The following is a 20,050-nucleotide window of genomic DNA, read 5'->3' as shown; positions in this document are numbered from 1 at the left end:
GGCGCCGCGATACCATGTGCGAGCTGCTGGGCATGAGCGCGAACGTCCCCACCGATATCTGCTTCAGCTTCACCGGACTGATGCAGCGTGGCGGCCTCACCGGGCCCCACCGGGACGGCTGGGGGATCGCCTTTTACGAGGATCGCGGCTGCCGCATCTTCCACGACCCGGCACCGAGCGCGGACTCCGAGGTGGCGAGGCTGATCCAGCGTTACTCCATCAAGAGCCGCAACGTCATCTGCCACATCCGCCAGGGCACCCATGGCCCGGTCACGCTGGAGAACACCCATCCATTCCAGCGTGAGCTCTGGGGCCGGCCCTGGGCATTCGCCCACAACGGGCGCCTGCGGGGCGTGCGTCGCTGGCCCATGCGTCACTACCGGCCCATTGGCAACACGGACAGCGAGTACGCCTTCTGCTGGCTGCTCGGCGAGCTCAGGGAGCGGTTCCCGCGGCCGCCGCGGCGGCGGGAGACGGCCTGGCGCTACCTGCGCCAGCTGTGTGCACGCCTGCAGGAGCAGGGCACATTCAATATGCTGCTCTCGGACGGCCAGGTGCTCCACACCTACTGCTCGACACATCTGCATTGGCTGACGCGCTGCGCGCCGTTCGGCGAGGCGCGGCTGCGGGACGCCGAGGTGTGCGTGGATTTCGCCGAGGTCACCACGCCGGACGATGTGGTGACGGTCATCGCGACCCAGCCACTCACGGACAACGAGGTCTGGAGCCCGATCCGGGCCGGGGAGATGATCGTCTTCGAGGGAGGACGGCCGCGGCGGGTGGAGCCGGGGGCGCGCGGGGCGATCACCCCGCTGCCGCTGCATCATCCCCGCCACGGTGGCGTGACCCGGTAGGGCCTGTCGTCAGCCCTCGCTCAGGAGCCGGCGCAGCTCGATAATGGCTGCATTGGCCCGGGCGATGTAGGAGGCCATAGTGAGAGAATGGTTGGCAAGCAGCCCGAAGCCATCGCCGTTGAGCACTACCGGGCTCCAGACCGGGCGCTGCGACTGCTCCAGCGAGCGGATGATCTGATCCATGCTCGCCTCCGCGTTCTTGTCCTCGAGCACCCCGGCGAAATCGACGCGTACCGCGCGCAGAAAGTGCATCAGCGCCCAGGTGCTGCCCCGCGCCTCGTAGAAGACATCGTCGATCTGCAGCCATGGTGTCTCCGCCACCACCGAAGCGCCGCGACCCGGGGTCGCCTGGCGGGCGGCCCGGTCTCCGGCGAGATCGGTGTTGTAGCGGTATTCCCCGACGCTGGCACTCAGGCGCTGCGCGAGGCTGCCCAGACGCTTGTTGACCAGTCCCAGCCATGCGTTGAGATTGTCGGCACGGGCGTAGAACTGGGTGTCCGCATTGTCCTTGTCGATGAGGCGCGTGAAGTACCGGTCCACCGCGTCGATGCCCTTGCGGTACTCCTTCTCCGAGGCGGGGAACCACCAGGAGTCCGAGGGAAAATTGAACTGCGGCTCGGCGATGGCGAGGTCCGTGTCCTCGGTGGACTGCGAGCGTGAACGGCTCATGTCGTTGCGCAGGGCCTGGGCCAGATCGCGGACCTGCACGATTACACCGAATTCCCAGTTCGGCATGTTGTCCATGATCACGCCCGGGGGCATGACGTCGTTGCCGATATAGCCGCCCGGCTTGTCGAGCAGCCGGCCGGCGACGTTCATGAGCGTGGCGGTGGTAACGCTGCCGGGTACCGACTGGGGATCGCGCCCCTCGGGCATGCGCTGCGCCGTGGCCGCGACCACGTCAAAGGCCGCCGGCGACTGGCTCCAGTACCAGCCGAGGCCGGCCACCGCCAGGATGGCGACGACGATCAGCGCGCCGACCAGCCCGATCCCCCGGCGATATCCGGTACCACCGGCGCGGCGCGTGGTGGAGCGGTTGCGAAGGCGTTGAAACAGCGACATGGGGCGTTCCTGTGCGTCGAGACCGTCGGCCCGGACGAAAAAACCCGCGCCCAGAGGGGCGCGGGTCCTGGATCGGCCGGGAAGGCGTGTTTACTTGTACATCGCCTTCTTGAACATGCGATCGATCTTCTGGGCGTTCTGGTCCGCCGTCGACTGCGCGGCCTGGGCTGCGCTCATGGCATCGTCGGCGGTCGCCTGTGCATCCTCGGCGGCGGCCATGGCGGCGTTGGCCGTGGACTGGGCCTCGTTGGCGGTGGACTGGGCGTCCTCGGCGGTCATCATCGCCTCGTCGATGCGCGCGTTCATGTCCTCACGCGCCTGGGAGGCACAGCCGACGAGCAGGGCCATGGAGGCCGCAGCGGCGGAAATCTTGAGCGCAGTGCTGAGCGTGGTAGTCATGGAGCAACTCCTTGCCTTGTCGTGCATAGGGTTTGGTCGAATGTCGCTCAACCGCCCGACGGACGGTTTATGTGGCCCAATCATCACTGTTCACCGCGGCCGTTGCAAGCCTGTCCGCGGCCGGCAGTCGTGTCGGCGCTACCGTCAGCGAATGACGACACGGCTGCCTTCGTGAATATAGCCCAGAAGGCGGTCGATCTGTGCGTCGGTAAGCGCAATGCACCCTTCGGTCCAGTGGAAGCGCTCATGCCACTCGGGGTCGGCGCGGCCAAGACCGTGCAGCCCGATGTAGCCGCCGAGCACCGTGTCCTGGGGCAGTGGACGGCCATCGTAGGCGATCTCGCGCAGCTCGCGGTAGCGCGCATTATCAATCACACCGCGCTGATAGGCGCGCGAGAGGTGTTCCAGGGTTGGATAATCAAGACCGATGAAGACGTGGAAACGGCTGGAACGGTCGATCCGCGTGACCCGGTAATCCCCGGTCGGCGTGGTGTCGTCACCGTTCAGGTGGAGGTCGGCGACGCCGCCGCGGCCCCAGGAGATGTCCTCGAAGACATCGACGACACGCCCGCCGTCGCGCACCTCCACGAGGTCACGGTCCGTATCGACGAGGACCCACGGGGCCGCCGCTGCCGCGGGCGCCAGCACCAGGAACAGCAGCGCGAGCAGCACACCGCGCGGGCTCACAGGAGGAACCGGTACAGCGCCGCCTCGTCGAACGGCCAGCCGAGCTCGGCGCCGGTGTCGCCACGGCGCAACACCGGGATGCGGATACCGTAGCGTGCCTCCCAGTCGTCATCGTCGAGGATCTCACGGACCTGGATATCGATGGCGAGCCGTTGCGCGATCGGATGCAGCATCTCCATGGCCTCCTCGCAGAGACCGCATCCCTCGGTGGTATAGAACTCGACTGGACCGGTAAAGGACATGATGGATCTGGTTCTTGCCGGATTAGCGGCGCAGTCTGCCACAGCCGGCGGCCTGCGGGGACCATCGTCTGCCGATAACCGCGGCAACCGCGCCCACGGGATCGGGACTGCGTCGGCGCCGTCGACGGAGGCCACCTACTGAAGCGACAGGCCCGGCCGGTGTACAATCGCCCGCCACGCCAGCCGCGAAGCCCGCAGGAGCCGATGGCGAACGAGCACGAGACCGATACCCACCGCAGCGCAGCGGCGACGGGCCGCCGGCCGGATCCCGACCGGCGCCTGTCCGTGGCGCCGATGATGGACTGGACTGACCGGCATTACCGTTACCTCATGCGGCTGATCACCGGCCGGACCCTCCTGTACACCGAGATGGTGCCGGCGCAGGCGTTATGGCACGGCCGCGCCGGGCGCTTCCTGCACTTCGACGCATGCGAGCACCCGGTCGCCCTGCAGGTGGGCGGTGCCGACCCGGAGCAGCTCGCCCATGCCGCAGCGCTTGCCGAACGGTGGGGCTACGACCAGGTCGACCTCAACTGCGGCTGCCCCAGCGACCGCGTCCAGTCCGGGCGCTTCGGGGCCTGCCTGATGGCCGAGCCGGCACTGGTCGCCGAGATGGTCGCGGCCATGCGTGCGGCCACGCGGCTGCCGGTGACGGTGAAGACACGCATCGGTATCGACCACCAGGACAGCGAGGCCTTCCTGGCCCGTTTCGTCGAGACCGTTGCGGGCGCCGGCTGCACCTCATTCACGATCCACGCCCGAAAGGCCTGGCTGAACGGACTCAGCCCCAAGGAAAACCGCAATATCCCGCCGCTGGACTATGACCGGGTCGAGCGGCTGCGCGCGGCCTTTCCGGGGCTGGAGGTCGTGCTGAACGGCGGGGTCATGGACCTGGACGAGGCCGAGGCACTGCTGGCGCGCTTCGACGGGGTGATGATCGGCCGAGCCGCCTACCAGACCCCCTTCGTGCTCGCCGAGGCGGACCGCCGGGTCTTCGGCGCGACGACGCCGGTTCCGGACCGGGTCGCCGTGGCCGAGGCCTACATGGACTACGTCGCCCGCGAGATCGCCGCGGGTGAGCGCCTCTCGCGGATGACCCGCCACCTGGTCGGGCTGTTCCAGGGCCTGCCCGGTGCCCGCGCCTGGCGTCGCCACCTCAGCGAACACGGGCCGCGGCGCGACGCCGACGCCGCCGTGATCGCCGACGCCCTGGAGCACGTCGCCGGCGCCGCTGCCTGATTCAGCCCTCGAGGCGGAAGAACGCGCGGGCGTTGCGCGTCGTCGCCTCGGCCAGCGCCTCCGCGCTCTCGCCGCGCAGATCGGCGACGCGCCGGGCGACGTGGACGAGAAACGCCGGCTCGTTGCGTCCGTGGGGCGGTTTCGGCCGCATGTCCCGGGGCGGCAGAAAAGGGGCATCCGTCTCCACCATCAGCCGGTCCCCCGGGATATCGCCGAGGCATTCCCGCAGCGCGCTTCCGCGACGTTCGTCGCAGACCCAGCCGGTGACCCCGATGTGGCAGTCCAGGTCGAGCAGGGGATGGAGCACGTCGCGGCCGTCGGTAAAGCAGTGCACCACCGCCCCGGGGAGGGCGTCACGATAGTCCGCAAGGATCGCAGTGAAACGCTCGGCCGCGTCGCGCTGATGGAGGAAGACCGGAAGCCCGAGCTCGGCGGCGAGCTCCAGCTGCGCGGCGAAGGCATTTTCCTGCGCCCGGCGTGGCGAGAAGTCCCGGTTGAAGTCGAGCCCGGTCTCGCCGATGGCCACGGTCTTCGCCCGGCCGGCGAGGGCGCGGACCGCTGCCGCGGTGTCCGCGTCCCAGTCCGAGGCGTGATGGGGATGGACGCCGGCGGTATTCACGCAGTCCGCCGCGTCCGCGGCCAGCGCCGCGGCGGACTGCGAGCCCGCCACGTCGACACCGGTCAGCACCATGGTCTCCACCCCGGCGGCGCGGGCCCGTTCCATCACCGCATCGCGGTCCGCGGCGAAGCGTCGGTGGGTAAGGTTGACCCCGATGTCCACCAGGGGGCGGAGTTGATCCATGGCGCGCTCCCGTTTCAAATGATGGCCCGGATGGTAACGCGGCGGCACCGGCGGTGTCGCCGCGGCCCGTGTCACCCCTGTGGAGGGAGCGATGAACGAGCCGCTGGACTGGAACGCGATTCCCATGGACTGGGTCGGCGACTATGTCGGCCGGCGGGCCGCGCTCACCCCGGACCGGTGCGCGCTGATTGAGGCGGAGACCGGCCGGCACTGGCGCTACGACGAGCTCGACGCCGCCGTGGCCCGCACCGCGCACTGGCTCACGGATACCCTCGGTATCGGCCGTGGCGACCGCCTGGGGCTGGTGACCCGCAATACGGTGGAGGCCGTGCGGGTCTATCTCGCCTGCGGACGCACCGGCATCGTGCTCGTGCCCCTGAGCCACCGCCTTGCCGCGGCTGAGATGGCGGCGCTCGTCCACCGCAGCGGTGCCCGAACAGTGCTCGTCGATCCGGCCCTGGAGGACGCCGTCGCCGGGGTCGGCACGGACGCCGGCGACTGGCACCGGCTGGACGCGGACGCCATTGCGGCCCAGGACGCCATGCCCGCGTCGCCCTCCGGGAATACCGCCCTCGCGCTCAACGAGCCGTTCCTCTACGTGCACACCGGGGGCAGCACCGGCGTGCCCAAGCTCTGCATCGTCTCCCACCGGCAGATGACCTGGAACACCCTGGAGCTCATCGCCGCCAGCCCGGCCGGCCTGGGCGAGCGCCGCGAGCTCCTGCTGTTCCCGCTCTATCACATCGGCGGCTGGAACACGGTGACACCGATCCTCCATGCCGGCGGCTGCGTGGTGCTGCTGCCTGGCTTCGATCCGGTGGCGGTGCTCGGCGCGGTCGCGGCGCACCGCGTGAACCACTTCGGCGCCGTGGAGGCGATGCTCCGCGCGATCAGCGCGGCACCGGGGTTCGCCGATACCGATCTGTCGTCGCTGGCCGGAATCACCACCGCGGGGGCACCCTGCAGCGACGCGGCGATGGTGCCGTTCCGCGAGCGCGGGATTGCGGTGGGCCAGAGCTACGGCCAGACCGAGGCCGGGCCGTCGAACTTCATCCACCTCGGCCGCGGCGACGACCCGGCGGCGCTGGTCCGTCACTCGGGGAGCGTGGGCACCGCCTTCCCGCACTGCGACTACCGCATCGTCGCCGACGACGGCGCCCCGGCGCCGCGGGGCGGGGCGGGGGAGCTGTGGCTGCGCAGCCCCCATGCCTTCGACGGCTACGTCGACGATCCGGAGCGTACCGCCGCCGTCCTCGACGCCGACGGCTGGGTCCACACCGGCGATCTCGCCCGCGAGGACGAGAGCGGGCGTGTCAGCATCGTCGGCCGCGTGGATAATGTGTTCGTGAGCGGCGGCGAGAATATCGCCCCGGAGGAGATCGAGACCGTGCTCCTTGGCCACGAGGCCATCGCGGAGGCGGGGGTCTTTCCGGCCGCGGATCCGCACTGGGGGGCGGTACCGGTGGCGGTGCTCGTGCCCGCGGCAGGGGCGAACCTGCCGGACGCCGAGTCACTAGGGGAGTGGCTGTCCACGAGGCTCGCCCGGTTCAAGCACCCGAGACGCTATATCCGCGCACAGTCGCTGCCGCGCACCGGTGCGGGCAAAGTCGACCGCGACGCCCTGGCCCGCACCGGCGGTGCCTGATCGCCTCACCGCCCGCCATGGCGGGCCGACAACCGACGGATGGACCATGACTCACGCACGCGTACTCATCGTCGCCGGTTCCGACTCCGGCGGCGGCGCCGGCATCCAGGCCGACATCAAGGCCGTCACCGCCCTGCGCGGGTATGCCATGACGGCGATCACCGCACTGACGGCGCAGAACACTCTCGGCGTCCAGGACGTCTTCCCGGTACCGCCGGCGTTCATCGCCGAGCAGATGCGCTCCGTGCTCGGCGACATCGGTGCCGACTGCGTCAAGACGGGCATGCTCCACGACGCCCCGGTAATAGAAACAGTAGCGGAGATGCTAGAATTGATGGCACCGACGGTGCCCCTGGTGGTCGACCCGGTGATGGTCGCCCAGAGCGGGGACCGCCTGCTGCGGACCGCGGCGGTGGAGGCACTGCGCACGCGACTGGTACCGCGAGCGAGCCTCGTCACGCCCAACATCCCGGAGGCCGAGGTGCTGCTCGAGCGGCGGATACACGACGAAGCCGACCAGATCGCCGCCGCCGAGGCCCTGCTGGCGCTCGGCTGCGGCGCCGTGCTCGTGAAGGGGGGCCACGCCGCCGGCGAGACCATCACCGACGTCCTCGCGACGCCGGCAGGCACCGAGTGCCTGCGCCAGCCGCGGATAGCGACGGAGTGCACCCACGGCACCGGCTGCACGCTGGCCTCCGCAATCGCCGCCGGGATCGCCCGGGGCATGGAGCTCGCGGGCGCCACCGAGCGCGCGCGATGCTACCTGCAGCGCGCGCTGGCCACGGCGACGCCTCTGGGCGGCGGGCACGGGCCGGTGAACCACATCCACACGGTTTCGGAGTTCGACGGGAAGAGCGCATGATCCGGCTGTCCACCAAGAGCCGCTATGCGGTGAGCGCGCTGATGCACCTGGCGATCCACGGCGGCGACACGCCGGTGCCGCTGGCGGAGATCTCGGTGTGCCAGGGGATCTCCGTGTCCTACGTGGACCAGATCTTCACTCGCCTGCGTCACGCCGGCCTGGTGCAGGGCGTGCCCGGGCCCGGGGGCGGCTACCGCCTGACCCGCGACCCGGCGGAGCTCGGCGTCGGCGAGATCATCCGGGTGATGGAGGCGGACGGCCGCGGCGGCCCCCGCGGCGGCAGTGCGCTCACCCGCGCGCTGTGGGACAACCTCTCCCGACGCCTGGACGCCTACCTGGACGACATCCGCCTCGCCGACTTCGTCCAGCGCCCGCAGATCCGCGAGGCCCTGGCCCGGCAGTACGCCGGCGGGCACTGGCGCTGCGACGTCTGCGGCGCGCTGGCGCACCGCAGCGCGCCGGCGGCGGAGGGCCACCGGGCGTGACCTACGTCGTCACCGAGCCCTGCATCCGCTGCAAGTACACGGACTGCGTCGAGGTCTGCCCCGTGGACTGCTTCCACGAGGGGCCGAACTTCCTCGTGATCGACCCGCAGGAGTGCATCGACTGCGCGTTATGCGAGTTCGAGTGCCCGGTGGACGCGATCCATGCGGACGACCGCGTGCCGGCAGGCCAGGAATACTTCCTGGAGATCAACGCCCGGCTCGCCGGACAGTGGCCGGTGATCACGTCGATGAAGGCGCCGCCGGCGGACGCCGACGACTGGGCGGCGGTCACCGCCAAGCTCGATCAGCTCGAGGAGTGAGCACCGCGCCCGTAGCGCCGGGCGACGTAGTCCTCGACCAGCTCCACGAACTCCTCGCCGATGCGCTCGCCCTTGAGCGTGACGGTCTTCTCGCCGTCCTCGTAGACCGGGGCCACGGGCTTCTCGCCGGTGCCCGGCAGGCTGATACCGAGATTGGCATTGCGGCTCTCGCCGGGGCCATTGACCACGCAGCCCATCACCGCGAGGGTCATATTCTCGACACCGGGGTAGTGGTTCCGCCACTCCGGCATGCGCTCGCGGACGTGATTCTGGATCTGCTCGGCGAGCTCCTGGAAGAAGGTGCTCGTGGTCCGCCCGCAACCGGGGCAGGCGGTGACCAGCGGCGTGAATGCCCGCATGCCCATGGTCTGGAGCAGCTCCTGGGCGACCACCACCTCCCGGGTCCGGGACTCGCCGGGCTCCGGGGTGAGCGAGATGCGGATGGTGTCGCCGATACCCTCCTGCAGGAGCACCGCCAGCGCCGCCGACGAGGCCACGATGCCCTTGGAGCCCATGCCCGCCTCGGTCAGGCCGAGATGCAGCGGGTAGTCGCAGCGCGTGGCGAGATCGCGGTAGACCGTGATGAGGTCCTGCACCACGCTCATCTTGCAGGAGAGGATGATGCGGTCGTGGGGCAGCCCCAGGGCCTCGGCCTTCTCGGCGGAGTCCAGCGCCGAGCGCACCACTGCCTGCTTCATCACGCTCGCCGGTGGGGCGGGCTCGGACAGGCGGGCGTTCTCGTCCATCATCCGGGCCAGCAGGTCCTGGTCCAGGCTGCCCCAGTTCACGCCGATACGCACCGGTTTGTCGAAGTCCCGGGCGATGTCGATCATGGTCGCGAACTGCGGGTCGCGCCGGCGGCCCTTGCCCACATTGCCGGGGTTTATGCGCAGCTTCGCCAGTGCCGCCGCGCAGTCCGGGTAGGCGGTGAGCAGACGGTGACCGTTGAAGTGGAAGTCCCCGACCAGGGGCACGTCCACGCCCATGTCGTCGAGCCGGCGGCGGATCGCCGGCACCGCCGCGGCCGCGGCCTCGTTGTTGACGGTGATGCGCACCAGCTCCGAGCCGGCCCGCGCCAGGTCCGCGACCTGGACCGCCGTGCCGACCTCGTCGGCGGTATCGGTGTTGGTCATGGACTGCACGACGACGGGGGCATCGCCGCCGACGGTGACGCCGCCGACGTCGACGGGCACGCTGTGGCGCCGGTTAATCACGGATTCGGACATGGACCTGGGTGTTCACGCATGCAGCGGGTGTAGTCCGCTCATGATACTAACCCGCTTACGGGTAATACCACCTCTCCCCGAACGGATACGCGATGCGCGCGGGGTGCCGGCCCACACGGCGAGGGGGCTGCGATACCGGGGCCCGTCGGTGCACGGCGGGCATGCCTGCGCTGCTACACTGCACGCCTCGTGTCCACGGGCACACCATCCGGAGCTGAAGAGTGGCGTTAGCTATGTCCGCCTCCGTCATGCAATCGCTGCCGGGACACCGACTCGGTGTTCTCCTCGTGCTCATCGCGGCCGTGACAAGCGGGTGCGCGGCGTTTCCCATGGGGCAGGGCGACGACAAGGCCGCGGCGGATCGTGCCTACGAGGCCGGTCACTACCGGCTCGCCGCCACGCGTTACGAGCGCTACCTTGAAACAGCACCCAGAGACCCGCATGCCTGGTACCGGCTCGGTAACGCGCGGGTGGAGCTCGACCGGCTCCGGGCGGCGGAGGCCGCCTTCTACCAAGCGCTTGATGCCGACCCGGCAATGGCCCGGGCCCGCCACAACCTGGGACTGGTGCAGCTCCGGCTCGCGTGGCGCTCCCTCGTCGAGGCGCATTCAGGTCTGCCCGCGGATGCCGCACGGGACGAGCGAACCACGGCACTCGCCGCCTGCCTCCTTCGGGGGCTGCAGACCTGGCAGGGGGCCGGGCACTGTCCGCAACGCACTGAGACCGAGGACAAGCCATGATCGACTGCTACAGCTGGCCGACGCCCAACGGCCACAAGGTGCATATCGCACTGGAGGAAATGGGCCTGGACTATCGCGTCCACGGCGTGAACATCGGCAAGGGCGACCAGTTCGAGCCGGAGTTCCTGCGCATCAGCCCGAACAACAAGATCCCGGCCATCGTGGACGAGGACGGCCCGGAAGGCCGGCCGATCAGCGTCTTCGAGTCCGGCGCGATCCTGTTCTACCTCGCCGAGAAGACCGGGCGCTTCCTGCCGGCGAACGGCGAGGCCCGCTACCGCGTCATGGAGTGGCTGATGTTCCAGATGGGCGGGCTCGGCCCGATGCTCGGCCAGGCGCACCACTTCCGCAATTACGCGCCCAAGCACATCCAGTACGCCTACGACCGCTATACCAACGAGACGTCCCGGCTGTACCGGGTCATGGACCGTCGTCTGGGCGAGTGCGAGTGGCTGGCCGGCGGGGACTACAGTATCGCCGACATCGCCGCCTACCCCTGGATCCGCCCTCACGCGAACCAGGGCCAGGACCTCGCCGACTACCCGAATCTCAAGCGCTGGTACGACACCATAGAGGCCCGCCCGGCCGTGCAGCGCGGCGTGTCCGTGCTCGCCGATTCCCGCCAGAACGGTTTCGACGAGGAGGCCAAACGGCTGCTCTTCGGTGCCGGGCAGTACCAGCGCCGCTGAGCCGGGTCACCTCAGGGGGCACTGCCGGATGACGGCGGTCGCAGACCTGCCTCGATGAAGTCGAGGACGGTCTCGATCGCCGGCTCCTCCGGCATCTCGCCCTCCCAGGTGGCGTAGCGCTTACCGAAGAAGTAGGTCATGCCGATCAGCGCCCAGGCGAGGGCGCGGGGGTCGCCCTGGCGGACCTCGCCGCGTGCCTGTGCCTCGGCGATGCCGCGCTCGTAGCCGGCAAGCAGCGTCTCGTAGTAGCGCTGATGCACGTCCGGGTCCACGAACTGGGACTGCATGACGATGCGGTAGAGGTTCTTGTGCGCAAGCGCGAAGCGCAGGAACTGCCGGAAGCCGGTGCGCTCGACCTCGATACGGTCGTTGCAGCCGCGCACCGCCTCGCTCTGGGAGCGACGGAGCTCGCGGCTCATGTGCTCCACCAGGGCCCGGAGGATGGCCTCCTTGGATGAGAAGTAGATATAGAACGTGCCCTGGGCGACACCGGCGCGGCGGGTGATATTGCTGATAGAGGCGCTGTGAAACCCCTTCTCGCCGAATTCCTCCTCCGCTGCATCGAGCAGCTTCTGGCGGGTGCGCTCCCCTCGGGCGGTGGCGGGTGTAACCGGTTTTGCCACGAACTGCCTCTCCTTCTTGTGCCTCACTGGCCGACTGCGGGATGCCCGTCGGGCGGCGTCCCGCGCCCCGACAGGGCGCGGCGGCCCTGCCTCGGTGCCGGCGCCGGTAGCGTCATATCCCCGGCGGCCGGTCCATCGCGTGGATGATCCGTAGCCGGCATCCCCGGCCGTATTCTGGCGCTGGCGGCCGGGGGCGTCCATACTCGCCCCTCGCAGAGCAGGAAGATCAGAATGCCTCAACACCCCGTAGACCGTTTGATCGAGATCATGGCCGCCCTGCGCAACCCCGATGGCGGCTGTCCGTGGGATCTGGAACAGGACTGGCGGAGCATCGTGCCGCACACCCTCGAGGAGGCCTACGAGGTGGCCGACACCATCGAGCGGGGCGACTACGATCACCTCCGCGACGAGCTCGGGGATCTGCTCTTCCAGGTGGTCTACTACGCCCGCTTCGCCGCGGAGGAGGGGCGTTTCGATTTCCACGACGTCGCCAACGCCATCGCGGACAAGATCGTGCGCCGCCACCCCCACGTCTTCGGCGAGGCGGAGGAACGCGACGCGGAAAGCCAGACCCGCGCCTGGGAGTCGATCAAGGCGGCGGAGCGCGCGCAGCGCGCCGACGGCGAGGGCCGTAAACCGGGGCTGCTGGACGACGTCCCGCGCACGCTCCCGGCGCTCAGTCGAAGCGTCAAGCTCCAGAAACGTGCCGCGCGGGTCGGCTTCGACTGGAACGAGCCACGGCCGGTGATTGCCAAGCTCCGCGAGGAGCTCGCGGAGCTGGAGGACGCTATGGCGAGCGGCGACGGTGACCACATCCACGAGGAATACGGTGATCTGCTGTTCGCCTGCGCCAATCTCGGCCGCCACCTCGGCAGCGACCCTGAGCAGGCGCTGCGGGCCGCCAACGGAAAGTTCGAGCGCCGTTTCCGGGGCCTGGAGACCGTGCTCGCCGAGACGGGCCGGCAGCCGGGGGAGTGCGATTTCGACACCCTGGAGGCCGCCTACCAGCAGGCCAAGGCGCGGGACAAGACGGCCGCCGGCGGGGATTGATCCGGCCGACGCCGTAACCGCGGTGCAGCCGTCTGGCCGTTCACCCCCTCAACACCGGGAAATGCAAGGTCGGCCGCTGCCCGGGGTAGTCGACATTGCCGGCACCGCAGGAGGGGATGTTGGCTGCCAGGAGCAGCCAACCTACGGGATCTGTCGCCTGGCCGTGCAACCCCGAGACATACGAGATCGGCTGCGCCCGGCAGACGAGATCGTCGCGGACGGGCACCGGGGGGGGGGTAGGTCGTGCACGACCGCAGGCCGTGTGCGACGCCGCTGGGACCGGCCCGGAATGTCGCACGCCTTATGGCGCACGAGCTACCCGAACGTCCATCCTCTATCCCGGAGTAGCTCGGGTAGGTCGCACACGGCCGCGGGCCGTGTGCGACGCTGTCGGGACCCGTCCGGGATGTCACACGCCTGCGGTGCACGACCTGCCCGAACGTCCATCCGCCCCCCGGACCAGGATCAACGTCCAGGGTTGTTCACACGGACCTGCTGGCAGCGTCGTCCGGGTTGTCCCTCCGCTCTCCCGGGGAGGTGGCGAGTGAACAACCTGCCGGAAGGTCACAGCTGGTCGTGATCTTCCAGCAGCAGCACGTGCAGCCGCCGTGGTCCATGCGCCCCGAGCTCAATGGTCTGCTCCACATCCCCGGTGCGCGACGGCCCGGTGATGAAGTTCACCGTCCGGGGCAGATCGCCGTCGGCGTGCAGCCGCGCCCAGGCAGTCTCCATGTAGTCCACGACGTCGCCGGCCCGTAGCACCACGACGTGGTGTTCGGGCAGGAAATTCAGGCTGGTGGGGTTATCCGGCCCGGAGCGGAGCACCAGCGTTCCGGTCTCCGCGATGCCCGCCACGGCCACCGTCACCGACGCCGGTGCCGTGCGCACGCCATCGATCCCCTTGGCCACGGTCACTTCCTGCGTCCATTCCAGCCCGGCGAGGAGCGGATCGGCACCGATCTGCACCGGCCCGCCGGGGGCCCCGGCATCGAGCAGCACCCGGGCCACCGCCGCGGGGATATCTGCGCGGGAGGCGATCCGCTCCGAGGTGGCAGCCGCGGCCTCCAGGCGCGTGAGCAGCCGCGTGACGTCGTCGCCGCTCCATTTCGGGCGCGGCGCGGGCGCCGCCATCAGCGCCCGGCGCTCCGCCTCGATGGCCTCGGGGTCTGGCGCGGCCTCGCGACCGAGGGCGCGGCGGATGGTGCTGAAGAAGCGCTGTGCCGTGTCGCTCATGCGTCCTCCTTGCGCTTCGCCCGCCAGGCCGCCTGGAACGTTGTGCCCGAGGGCAGGGGCAGGTCACGCGCGTCCGTCCAGCCGCCGGCCAGGGGCATGCGCCGCGCCGCGCCGCCGCGGCGGCCGCCGATCCAGCGCAGCACCCGGGTGCCGATCCGCGCGAGGGGGTGATACAGGCGCGGACGCCGGGCCACCCAGCCCCAGGCATGCAGCGCCCAGCGGGTCGTGCGATGCCCCAGGTGGGCGTCGAACTGCCAGTCCCGCAGGTGGCGGATGAGGTCGGGCAGGGGGATCTTCACCGGACAGACGCTGCCGCAGCGCCCGTTCAGGGTACAGGCGTTGGGCAGATCCACAGTGCCGTCCAGGCCGCGGAACATCGGCGTGAGCACCTGGCCCATGGGGCCGGGGTAGACCCAGCCGTAGGTGTGCCCGCCCACGGCGCCGTACACCGGGCAGTGGTTCATGCACGCGCCGCAGCGGATGCAGCGGAGCATGGAGCGGAACTCGTTACCCAGCATGCCCGTACGGCCGTTATCGAGCAGCACCACGTGGTACTCGTCCGGGCCGTCGGGGTCGTCCGGGCGTCGTGCGCCCGTGAGGAAGGTGGTATACGCGCTCATGTCCTGCCCGGTGGCGCTGCGCCCGAGCAGGCGCAGCATCGTCGATGCCTCCTCGGTACCGGGCACGAGCTTCTCGATGCCCGCGATGACAATGTGCACCCGGGGCAGGGTGGTGCCGAGATCGGCGTTGCCCTCGTTGGTGACCAGCGTGACCGTGCCGGTGTCGGCGATCAGGAAGTTTGCGCCGCTGATGTCGACGTCCGCCTCCAGGAAACGTTCGCGCAGCACCTGCCGCGCCTCGGCCACCAGCTCCGGGGCAGGGCGCAGCGGACCGTCGATGCGGTGGTGGTGATGCTCGTCGAACAGCCGTGTGATGTCCGCGCGGGTCTTGTGCACCGCCGGTGCGATGATGTGACTCGGCGGCTCCTTGGCAAGCTGGATGATGTACTCGCCGAGGTCCGTCTCCACCAGCTCGTGCTCGCGCTCCAGGGCCTCGTTGAGCGAGATCTCCTCGCCGGCCATGGTCTTGGACTTGATCACCCGCCGCGCCCCGGCATCACGGCAGATGCCGAGGATGATCTCACGGGCCGCCGCGTCGTCGCCGGCGTAGTGCACCTGGCCGCCGCGCTCGCTGACGTTCGCGGTGAAGCGGGCGAGGTAGTGGTCCAGGTTGGCCAGGGTGTGGTCCTTGATCGCCGCCCCGCGCTCGCGCAGCGCCTCGAAGTCCGGGAAGGCCTCCACCGCCCCGGCACGCTTGGCGACGAATCCGCCCTTGGCCGAGGCCAGCGCCGTGCGCAGGTTGTCATCGGCGAGGGCCGCGCGCGCATTCGCCTTGAACGTGTGGGTCCGGGCCTCCATCAGGCGTCCTCCTCGCCGATCGCCGGCGCGTCGCCCATGTCCGCGAGGACCTCGGCGGCGTGGTAGGCGCGCACGCCGGAACCGCGCCGCCGTAGCCGGCCGGCGATGTTCATCAGGCAGCCGAGATCGCCGGCGAGCACTGTCTCCGCGCCGCTCTCCTCGATCCGCGTGCTCTTGTCGTCCACCAGGCGCTCGGAGATCTCCGGGTATTTCACGCAGAACGTCCCGCCGAAGCCGCAGCAGACCTCGGTGTCCGTCATCTCGGTGATCGTGAGTCCCTCCACGCTGCCGAGCAGCGTCCGCGGCTGGGCCTTCACACCGAGCTGGCGCAGCCCGGAGCAGCTGTCGTGATAGGTGGCGTTCGCCGGAAAGCGCGCCGTCACCCGGCTCATGCCGCGCACGTCGACGAGGAACGCGAACAGCTCCCAGCTGCGCGCCGCCAGCGCCTCCGCGCGCTCGCGCCATGGGTCGCCGTCCTCGAAGAGCTCGGGATACTTGCGGAGCTGGCCGATGCACGAGCCCGAGGGGCCAACCACGTAGTCGCACTCTTCGAATGCCTCGATGGTCTGGCGCGCAAGGGCCCGGGTATCGGGGAGATCGCCGCTATTGTAGGCCGGCTGGCCGCAGCAGGTCTGGCCCTCGGGCACCTCCACGGTGCAGCCGGCCTGCTCGAGCAGCCGGACCGAGGCGAAACCGACGCGGGGGCGGAACAGGTCCACGAGGCAGGTGACGAACAGCCCGACCCGGGGCTGGCCGCTTGTCGTCGCTTCAGTCATGTTGTCACAACCGGGGCCTTCGTTATTGGTCTGACCACGTTACCCGCGGGGGCCCGAAAGCTCAACCGGCCGGCGGCGGTTTGAAAAACGCCACCAACACCCCACGTCGTCCATGACGACGGTAACGCAGGTTACCGCTTTCCATCCGTGACCAGGGAGGACGCACCATGGCACTCAGCGAGCAGAGCTGCACCCCGTGCCGCGGCGGCACCCCGCCGATGTCCCGCGACGAGGCGGAACGCCATCTCGGCCAGCTCCCGGAATGGCGGCTGGAAGAGGATCCCATGCGGATCATCCGCGCGTTCCGGTTCGGCGACTTCGCCTCCGCGCTGGCGTTCGTCAACCAGGTCAGCGAGCTTGCCGAGGGGGAGCAGCACCACCCGGAGATCCACTTCGGCTGGGGGCACGTGGAGGTCGAGATCTGGACGCACAAGATCCAGGGTCTGCATGAGAACGACTTCATCCTCGCCGCCAAGATCGATCGGCTGATTTAGTGTCCTGACCCGGGAGACGCGCTGGCGATCCCGTACACTGCGGTATACTTTCTGCAGCCGTGCCGGCCGGGGGCGCGGCGGGGAGCAGGGACGATGCCGCAGGGCGGAAACAACGCGCCGACGGAGCAGGGCGAGGCCGTATTCCGCACGGAATCGGTCACCAAGACCTATCGGGTGGGCGAGATCGACGTCGTCGCCCTGCGCGGCGTCACAACGCAGCTGTACGCCGGCGAGTTCGCGGTGATACTCGGCGCCTCGGGCAGCGGCAAATCCACGCTGCTCAATATCCTCGGTGGCCTCGACGTCCCCTCCGGCGGCCGGGTCCTGTATCGCGGCCGCGACATTACCCACGCCGGTGAACGTGAGCTCACCGCCTACCGCCGCCATCACGTCGGCTTCGTCTTTCAGTTCTACAACCTCATCCCGAGCCTGACGGCACGCGAGAACGTCCAGGTCGTCACCGAAATCGCCGACGACCCCATGCCCGCGGAGGACGCGCTGGCACTGGTCGGCCTGAGTGCCCGGCTCCATCATTTCCCCGCGCAGCTCTCCGGCGGTGAGCAGCAACGGGTGGCCATCGCACGGGCGGTGGCGAAGCGCCCGGCGGTGCTGCTGTGTGACGAGCCTACCGGTGCGCTCGACTCGCAGACGGGGATCCGGGTACTGGAGGTGCTGCTGCGCGCCAACGAGGAGGTCGGCGCCACCACCGCGGTGATCACCCATAACGCGGTCATCGCCGGGATCGCCGACCGCGTCGTGCACATGAGCGACGGCCGCATCACGGGCGTGGAGGTGAACGCGGAGCGCCGGCCACTGGAGAGCCTGAGCTGGTGAGAGGGGCGTCCGCACTCCGGCGCAAGGCCCTGCGCGATCTCTGGAACCTGCGCGGGCCGATGCTTGCGATCGCCCTCGTCCTCGCCAGCGGGGTTGCCGCCTACGTGGGGCTCAACACCACCCACACCGGGCTGGAGCGCACCCGGGACGCCTTCTACCGGGACTACCGGTTCGCTGACGTGTTCGTCTCCCTCAAGCGGGCCCCGGAGACGGCCACCTCGCGCCTTGCCGCCATTCCCGGCGTCGCCTCGGCACGCACACGGGTCGTCGCCCGGGCCAACCTGGACGTGCCCGGTTTCCCGGAGCCGGCCACCGCACAGCTGGTGAGCATCCCCGACGGCCGCCGGCCCGGGCTGAACCGTCTCTACCTGAGCCAGGGGCGGCTGCCGCGGACCGCGGCCACCGACGAGGTGGTGGTCTCGCAGTCATTCGCCGAGGCGCACGGCCTGTCCCCGGGGGCGGCGCTCGGCGCCATCATCAATGGACGCCGGCAGAGCCTCCGGGTGGTGGGCATCGGTCTCTCGCCGGAGCACATCTACCAGATCCGCCCCGGCGACATCCTCCCGGACTTCGAGCGCTACGCGGTGATGTGGATGAACCGCACACCGCTCGCGACCGCCTACGACATGGACGGCGCCTTCAACAGCGCCGTGTTCACCCTGACCGCCGGCGCCGAAGCCGCGGCCGTGGTGGACCGGGTCGACGCCGTTGTGGACCGATACGGCGGTCTGGGCGCCCACCCCCGTGCGGACCAGATCTCCAACCGCTACCTCGCCAACGAGATGCACGAGCTCGGCGTCCTCACCCGCACGATACCGCTGGTGTTCCTCGCCGTGGCGGCATTCCTGCTCAACGTCGTCGTTCACCGGCTGGTACGGAACCAGCGCGAGCAGATCGGCATCCTCAAGGCCTTCGGCTATCGCGACGTCACCATCGCTATGCACTACGCCTCGATGATCCTGGCCGTGGCGATGGTGGCCGCGGCCCTCGGCATCGCCCTGGGCGGCTGGATGAGCCACGGGATGAGCACGGCCTACCAGGGTATCTTCCGCTTCCCGTTCTTCATCCACCGCCTCGACCCGGCTACCGCGGTGATCGCCGTTGCCGCCACCGCGGGTGCGGCGCTCGCGGGGGCCCTCGGCGCGGTGCGCGCCGCCGCGCGCCTGCCGCCCGCCGAGGCGATGCGTCCCGAACCGCCCCCCACCTATCGGGCAAGCCTGCTGGAGCGCAGCGGCCTGCGCCGGCTGCTTGATCAGCCCACGCGCATGGTGGTGCGCCACCTCGCGCGCAACGGCGGCAAATCGGCGCTGTCCGTGCTCGGTATCGCCGCGGCGGTGGGCATCATGATGCTCTCCCGGTTCGGCACGGACGCCATCGATTACATGCTGGATATCCAGTTCGGCCTCGCCCAGCGGGAGGACGTCACCGCCACCTTCACCGAGCCCACCGATCACGACGCCCTCTACAGCCTCGCCGCGGACCCGGCGGTGGGCTTCGTGGAGCCGTTCCGTGCGATATCCGTGGAGCTGGTCAACGGCCGGCACCGTTATCGCACCAGCATCCTGGGCCTGACACCGGGAAGCCGGCTGCACCGCGTGCTGGACGACACGCTCCATCCCCTGCGGCTGCCCCGGGACGGCGTGATCCTCACCGACTACCTGCGCGAGCACCTCGCACTGAGCACCGGTGGGAGCGTGCGCGTGCGGGTGCTCGAAGGGGCCCGGCCGGTACTGGATATCCCAGTGGCCGAATTCGCCCGCGAGTACCTAGGTGCACAGGGCTACATGCGCCTGGACGCGCTCAACCGCCGTCTCGACGAGGGCCGGGCAGTCTCCGGCGCCTACCTGGCCACCGGTCCGGAGACGGCGACGGCACTCGCCCGCAGACTTCAGCTCATGCCGAGGGTCGCCGGTGTCGGACTCCGACGTCGCAGTATCGAGAGCTTCGACGAGAGCATGGGCCGGATCATGGCCGTGTTCACCCTGATCAGCTCCGCACTGGCCGGCAGCATTGCCTTCGGGGTGGTCTACAACAGCGCCCGGATCGCGCTGTCCGAGCGGTCCCGGGAGCTTGCGAGCCTGCGGGTGCTCGGCTACAGCCGCGGCGAAGTGGCCTATATCATACTCGCCGAGCTGATCGTCCTGACGCTCGCCGCCATCCCGCCGGGGTTCCTGATGGGGGCGGGCCTGTGCTGGCTGCTCGCGCGGGGCTTCAATTCGGACCTCTACCGTATCCCGCTGGTCATCGGGCCGGTCACGTACGGCCTCGCGGCGGCAACGGTACTCGCCGCCGCGGCCCTGTCGGCGGTGCTCATCCTGTTCCGCCTCAACCGGTTGAGCCTGGTGGCCGCACTCAAGACAAGGGAGTAAG

The 20,050-nt window shown here is 69.8% G+C and carries 22 protein-coding genes; 12 read left to right on the top strand and 10 right to left on the bottom strand.

Annotated elements, in window-relative coordinates; translation table 11 throughout:
• Positions 1-14: 14 nt before the first annotated feature.
• Complete coding sequence (locus C516_RS0102745; protein WP_018716832.1) at positions 15-854, top strand: class II glutamine amidotransferase; 840 nt, start codon at positions 15-17, stop codon at positions 852-854.
• Between the two features lie 9 nt (positions 855-863).
• Here the strand turns inward: C516_RS0102745 and C516_RS0102740 are convergent, their stop codons facing one another.
• The 4 genes from C516_RS0102740 to C516_RS0102725 all read right to left on the bottom strand — a co-directional run bounded on the left by C516_RS0102740 (position 864) and on the right by C516_RS0102725 (position 3,244).
• Entirely contained in the window at positions 864-1,916 is a 1,053-nt protein-coding gene (locus C516_RS0102740; RefSeq protein WP_018716831.1) for a DUF2333 family protein, read from the bottom strand.
• A gap of 90 nt (positions 1,917-2,006) precedes the next feature.
• Positions 2,007-2,315, bottom strand: coding sequence for an Lpp/OprI family alanine-zipper lipoprotein (locus C516_RS0102735; RefSeq protein WP_018716830.1), 309 nt, complete (start codon positions 2,313-2,315; stop codon positions 2,007-2,009).
• 144 nt (positions 2,316-2,459) lie between these two features.
• Complete coding sequence (locus tag C516_RS0102730) at positions 2,460-3,002, bottom strand: L,D-transpeptidase family protein (protein WP_018716829.1); 543 nt, start codon at positions 3,000-3,002, stop codon at positions 2,460-2,462.
• A complete protein-coding gene (locus C516_RS0102725; RefSeq protein ID WP_026320888.1) occupies positions 2,999-3,244 on the bottom strand; it encodes a glutaredoxin family protein in 246 nt (81 codons plus the stop codon). The genes C516_RS0102730 and C516_RS0102725 overlap by 4 nt, the downstream gene beginning before the upstream one ends.
• A 204-nt stretch (positions 3,245-3,448) precedes the next feature.
• On the opposite strand from C516_RS0102725, the gene dusA reads away from it, so the two are divergent.
• On the top strand, positions 3,449-4,483 hold the full coding sequence (gene dusA, locus C516_RS0102720; RefSeq protein ID WP_018716827.1) for a tRNA dihydrouridine(20/20a) synthase DusA: 1,035 nt from the start codon (positions 3,449-3,451) through the stop codon (positions 4,481-4,483).
• A gap of 1 nt (position 4,484) precedes the next feature.
• Here dusA and C516_RS0102715 read toward each other — a convergent pair whose 3' ends face one another.
• Positions 4,485-5,285 (bottom strand): TatD family hydrolase, encoded by an 801-nt coding sequence (locus tag C516_RS0102715; RefSeq protein WP_018716826.1) that lies wholly within the window; start codon positions 5,283-5,285, stop codon positions 4,485-4,487.
• Between the two features lie 91 nt (positions 5,286-5,376).
• Here C516_RS0102715 and C516_RS0102710 point away from each other — a divergent pair, with 91 nt between their 5' ends.
• Genes C516_RS0102710 through fdxA form a run of 4 tightly spaced genes read left to right on the top strand, consistent with a single transcriptional unit; the run spans position 5,377 to position 8,597 of the window.
• Entirely contained in the window at positions 5,377-6,930 is a 1,554-nt protein-coding gene (locus tag C516_RS0102710; RefSeq protein WP_018716825.1) for an AMP-binding protein, read from the top strand.
• Positions 6,931-6,976: 46 nt separating this feature from the next.
• Positions 6,977-7,792 carry a bifunctional hydroxymethylpyrimidine kinase/phosphomethylpyrimidine kinase gene (gene thiD, locus C516_RS0102705; RefSeq protein ID WP_018716824.1) on the top strand — a complete coding sequence of 272 codons (816 nt, stop codon included), beginning with the start codon at positions 6,977-6,979 and terminating at the stop codon, positions 7,790-7,792.
• A complete protein-coding gene (locus C516_RS18335; protein ID WP_371807617.1) occupies positions 7,792-8,277 on the top strand; it encodes an Rrf2 family transcriptional regulator in 486 nt (161 codons plus the stop codon). Before thiD ends, C516_RS18335 begins: the two co-directional genes overlap by 1 nt.
• Complete coding sequence (gene fdxA, locus C516_RS0102695; RefSeq protein ID WP_018716822.1) at positions 8,274-8,597, top strand: ferredoxin FdxA; 324 nt, start codon at positions 8,274-8,276, stop codon at positions 8,595-8,597. The genes C516_RS18335 and fdxA overlap by 4 nt, the downstream gene beginning before the upstream one ends.
• On the opposite strand, the gene ispG is transcribed toward fdxA, so the two are convergent.
• Complete coding sequence (gene ispG, locus C516_RS0102690; RefSeq protein ID WP_018716821.1) at positions 8,582-9,823, bottom strand: flavodoxin-dependent (E)-4-hydroxy-3-methylbut-2-enyl-diphosphate synthase; 1,242 nt, start codon at positions 9,821-9,823, stop codon at positions 8,582-8,584. The genes fdxA and ispG overlap by 16 nt on opposite strands.
• 329 nt (positions 9,824-10,152) lie before the next feature.
• On the opposite strand from ispG, the gene C516_RS0102685 reads away from it, so the two are divergent.
• Both C516_RS0102685 and C516_RS0102680 read left to right on the top strand, forming a co-directional pair.
• Positions 10,153-10,563 (top strand): tetratricopeptide repeat protein, encoded by a 411-nt coding sequence (locus tag C516_RS0102685; RefSeq protein WP_163140250.1) that lies wholly within the window; start codon positions 10,153-10,155, stop codon positions 10,561-10,563.
• Positions 10,560-11,252, top strand: a complete 693-nt coding sequence (locus C516_RS0102680; RefSeq protein ID WP_018716819.1) for a glutathione binding-like protein — start codon at positions 10,560-10,562, stop codon at positions 11,250-11,252. The genes C516_RS0102685 and C516_RS0102680 overlap by 4 nt, the downstream gene beginning before the upstream one ends.
• An 11-nt stretch (positions 11,253-11,263) precedes the next feature.
• Here C516_RS0102680 and C516_RS0102675 read toward each other — a convergent pair whose 3' ends face one another.
• Positions 11,264-11,875, bottom strand: a complete 612-nt coding sequence (locus C516_RS0102675; protein WP_018716818.1) for a TetR/AcrR family transcriptional regulator — start codon at positions 11,873-11,875, stop codon at positions 11,264-11,266.
• A gap of 231 nt (positions 11,876-12,106) precedes the next feature.
• On the opposite strand from C516_RS0102675, the gene mazG reads away from it, so the two are divergent.
• Positions 12,107-12,925 (top strand): nucleoside triphosphate pyrophosphohydrolase, encoded by an 819-nt coding sequence (gene mazG / locus C516_RS0102670; RefSeq protein ID WP_040409165.1) that lies wholly within the window; start codon positions 12,107-12,109, stop codon positions 12,923-12,925.
• A gap of 564 nt (positions 12,926-13,489) precedes the next feature.
• Here mazG and C516_RS0102665 read toward each other — a convergent pair.
• Genes C516_RS0102665 through C516_RS0102655 form a run of 3 tightly spaced genes read right to left on the bottom strand, consistent with a single transcriptional unit; the run spans position 13,490 to position 16,352 of the window.
• The gene (locus tag C516_RS0102665) at positions 13,490-14,158 is read right to left on the bottom strand and encodes a LutC/YkgG family protein (protein WP_018716816.1); all 669 of its coding nucleotides are present in this window, start codon (positions 14,156-14,158) and stop codon (positions 13,490-13,492) included.
• A complete protein-coding gene (locus tag C516_RS18330; protein WP_018716815.1) occupies positions 14,155-15,576 on the bottom strand; it encodes a lactate utilization protein B in 1,422 nt (473 codons plus the stop codon). The genes C516_RS0102665 and C516_RS18330 overlap by 4 nt, the downstream gene beginning before the upstream one ends.
• Positions 15,576-16,352 (bottom strand): (Fe-S)-binding protein, encoded by a 777-nt coding sequence (locus tag C516_RS0102655; protein ID WP_018716814.1) that lies wholly within the window; start codon positions 16,350-16,352, stop codon positions 15,576-15,578. The genes C516_RS18330 and C516_RS0102655 overlap by 1 nt, the downstream gene beginning before the upstream one ends.
• 167 nt (positions 16,353-16,519) lie before the next feature.
• Between C516_RS0102655 and C516_RS0102650 the strand changes: the two genes are divergently transcribed.
• The 3 genes from C516_RS0102650 to C516_RS0102640 all read left to right on the top strand — a co-directional run bounded on the left by C516_RS0102650 (position 16,520) and on the right by C516_RS0102640 (position 20,049).
• The gene (locus tag C516_RS0102650; protein WP_018716813.1) at positions 16,520-16,846 is read left to right on the top strand and encodes a 4a-hydroxytetrahydrobiopterin dehydratase; all 327 of its coding nucleotides are present in this window, start codon (positions 16,520-16,522) and stop codon (positions 16,844-16,846) included.
• A gap of 93 nt (positions 16,847-16,939) precedes the next feature.
• The gene (locus C516_RS0102645) at positions 16,940-17,680 is read left to right on the top strand and encodes an ABC transporter ATP-binding protein (protein WP_018716812.1); all 741 of its coding nucleotides are present in this window, start codon (positions 16,940-16,942) and stop codon (positions 17,678-17,680) included.
• A complete protein-coding gene (locus tag C516_RS0102640; protein WP_018716811.1) occupies positions 17,677-20,049 on the top strand; it encodes an ABC transporter permease in 2,373 nt (790 codons plus the stop codon). Before C516_RS0102645 ends, C516_RS0102640 begins: the two co-directional genes overlap by 4 nt.
• The last annotated feature ends 1 nt before the right edge of the window (position 20,050 follow it).

The sequence above is a fragment of the Arhodomonas aquaeolei DSM 8974 genome (genome assembly GCF_000374645.1).
Lineage (GTDB): Bacteria > Pseudomonadota > Gammaproteobacteria > Nitrococcales > Nitrococcaceae > Arhodomonas > Arhodomonas aquaeolei.
This window is presented reverse-complemented; position numbering and strand designations above follow the sequence as displayed.

Excerpts from the sequence above, each read along its gene's own strand:
- C516_RS0102745 (WP_018716832.1), top strand. The coding sequence starts at position 15 with ATGTGCGAGCTGCTGGGCATGAGCGCGAACGTCCCCACCGATATCTGC.
- C516_RS0102740 (WP_018716831.1), bottom strand. The coding sequence starts at position 1,916 with ATGTCGCTGTTTCAACGCCTTCGCAACCGCTCCACCACGCGCCGCGCC.
- C516_RS0102735 (WP_018716830.1), bottom strand. The coding sequence starts at position 2,315 with ATGACTACCACGCTCAGCACTGCGCTCAAGATTTCCGCCGCTGCGGCC.
- C516_RS0102725 (WP_026320888.1), bottom strand. The coding sequence starts at position 3,244 with ATGTCCTTTACCGGTCCAGTCGAGTTCTATACCACCGAGGGATGCGGT.
- dusA (WP_018716827.1), top strand. The coding sequence starts at position 3,449 with ATGGCGAACGAGCACGAGACCGATACCCACCGCAGCGCAGCGGCGACG.
- C516_RS0102715 (WP_018716826.1), bottom strand. The coding sequence starts at position 5,285 with ATGGATCAACTCCGCCCCCTGGTGGACATCGGGGTCAACCTTACCCAC.
- C516_RS0102710 (WP_018716825.1), top strand. The coding sequence starts at position 5,377 with ATGAACGAGCCGCTGGACTGGAACGCGATTCCCATGGACTGGGTCGGC.
- thiD (WP_018716824.1), top strand. The coding sequence starts at position 6,977 with ATGACTCACGCACGCGTACTCATCGTCGCCGGTTCCGACTCCGGCGGC.
- ispG (WP_018716821.1), bottom strand. The coding sequence starts at position 9,823 with ATGTCCGAATCCGTGATTAACCGGCGCCACAGCGTGCCCGTCGACGTC.
- C516_RS0102685 (WP_163140250.1), top strand. The coding sequence starts at position 10,153 with ATGGGGCAGGGCGACGACAAGGCCGCGGCGGATCGTGCCTACGAGGCC.
- C516_RS0102680 (WP_018716819.1), top strand. The coding sequence starts at position 10,560 with ATGATCGACTGCTACAGCTGGCCGACGCCCAACGGCCACAAGGTGCAT.
- mazG (WP_040409165.1), top strand. The coding sequence starts at position 12,107 with ATGCCTCAACACCCCGTAGACCGTTTGATCGAGATCATGGCCGCCCTG.
- C516_RS0102665 (WP_018716816.1), bottom strand. The coding sequence starts at position 14,158 with ATGAGCGACACGGCACAGCGCTTCTTCAGCACCATCCGCCGCGCCCTC.
- C516_RS18330 (WP_018716815.1), bottom strand. The coding sequence starts at position 15,576 with ATGGAGGCCCGGACCCACACGTTCAAGGCGAATGCGCGCGCGGCCCTC.
- C516_RS0102655 (WP_018716814.1), bottom strand. The coding sequence starts at position 16,352 with ATGACTGAAGCGACGACAAGCGGCCAGCCCCGGGTCGGGCTGTTCGTC.
- C516_RS0102650 (WP_018716813.1), top strand. The coding sequence starts at position 16,520 with ATGGCACTCAGCGAGCAGAGCTGCACCCCGTGCCGCGGCGGCACCCCG.
- C516_RS0102645 (WP_018716812.1), top strand. The coding sequence starts at position 16,940 with ATGCCGCAGGGCGGAAACAACGCGCCGACGGAGCAGGGCGAGGCCGTA.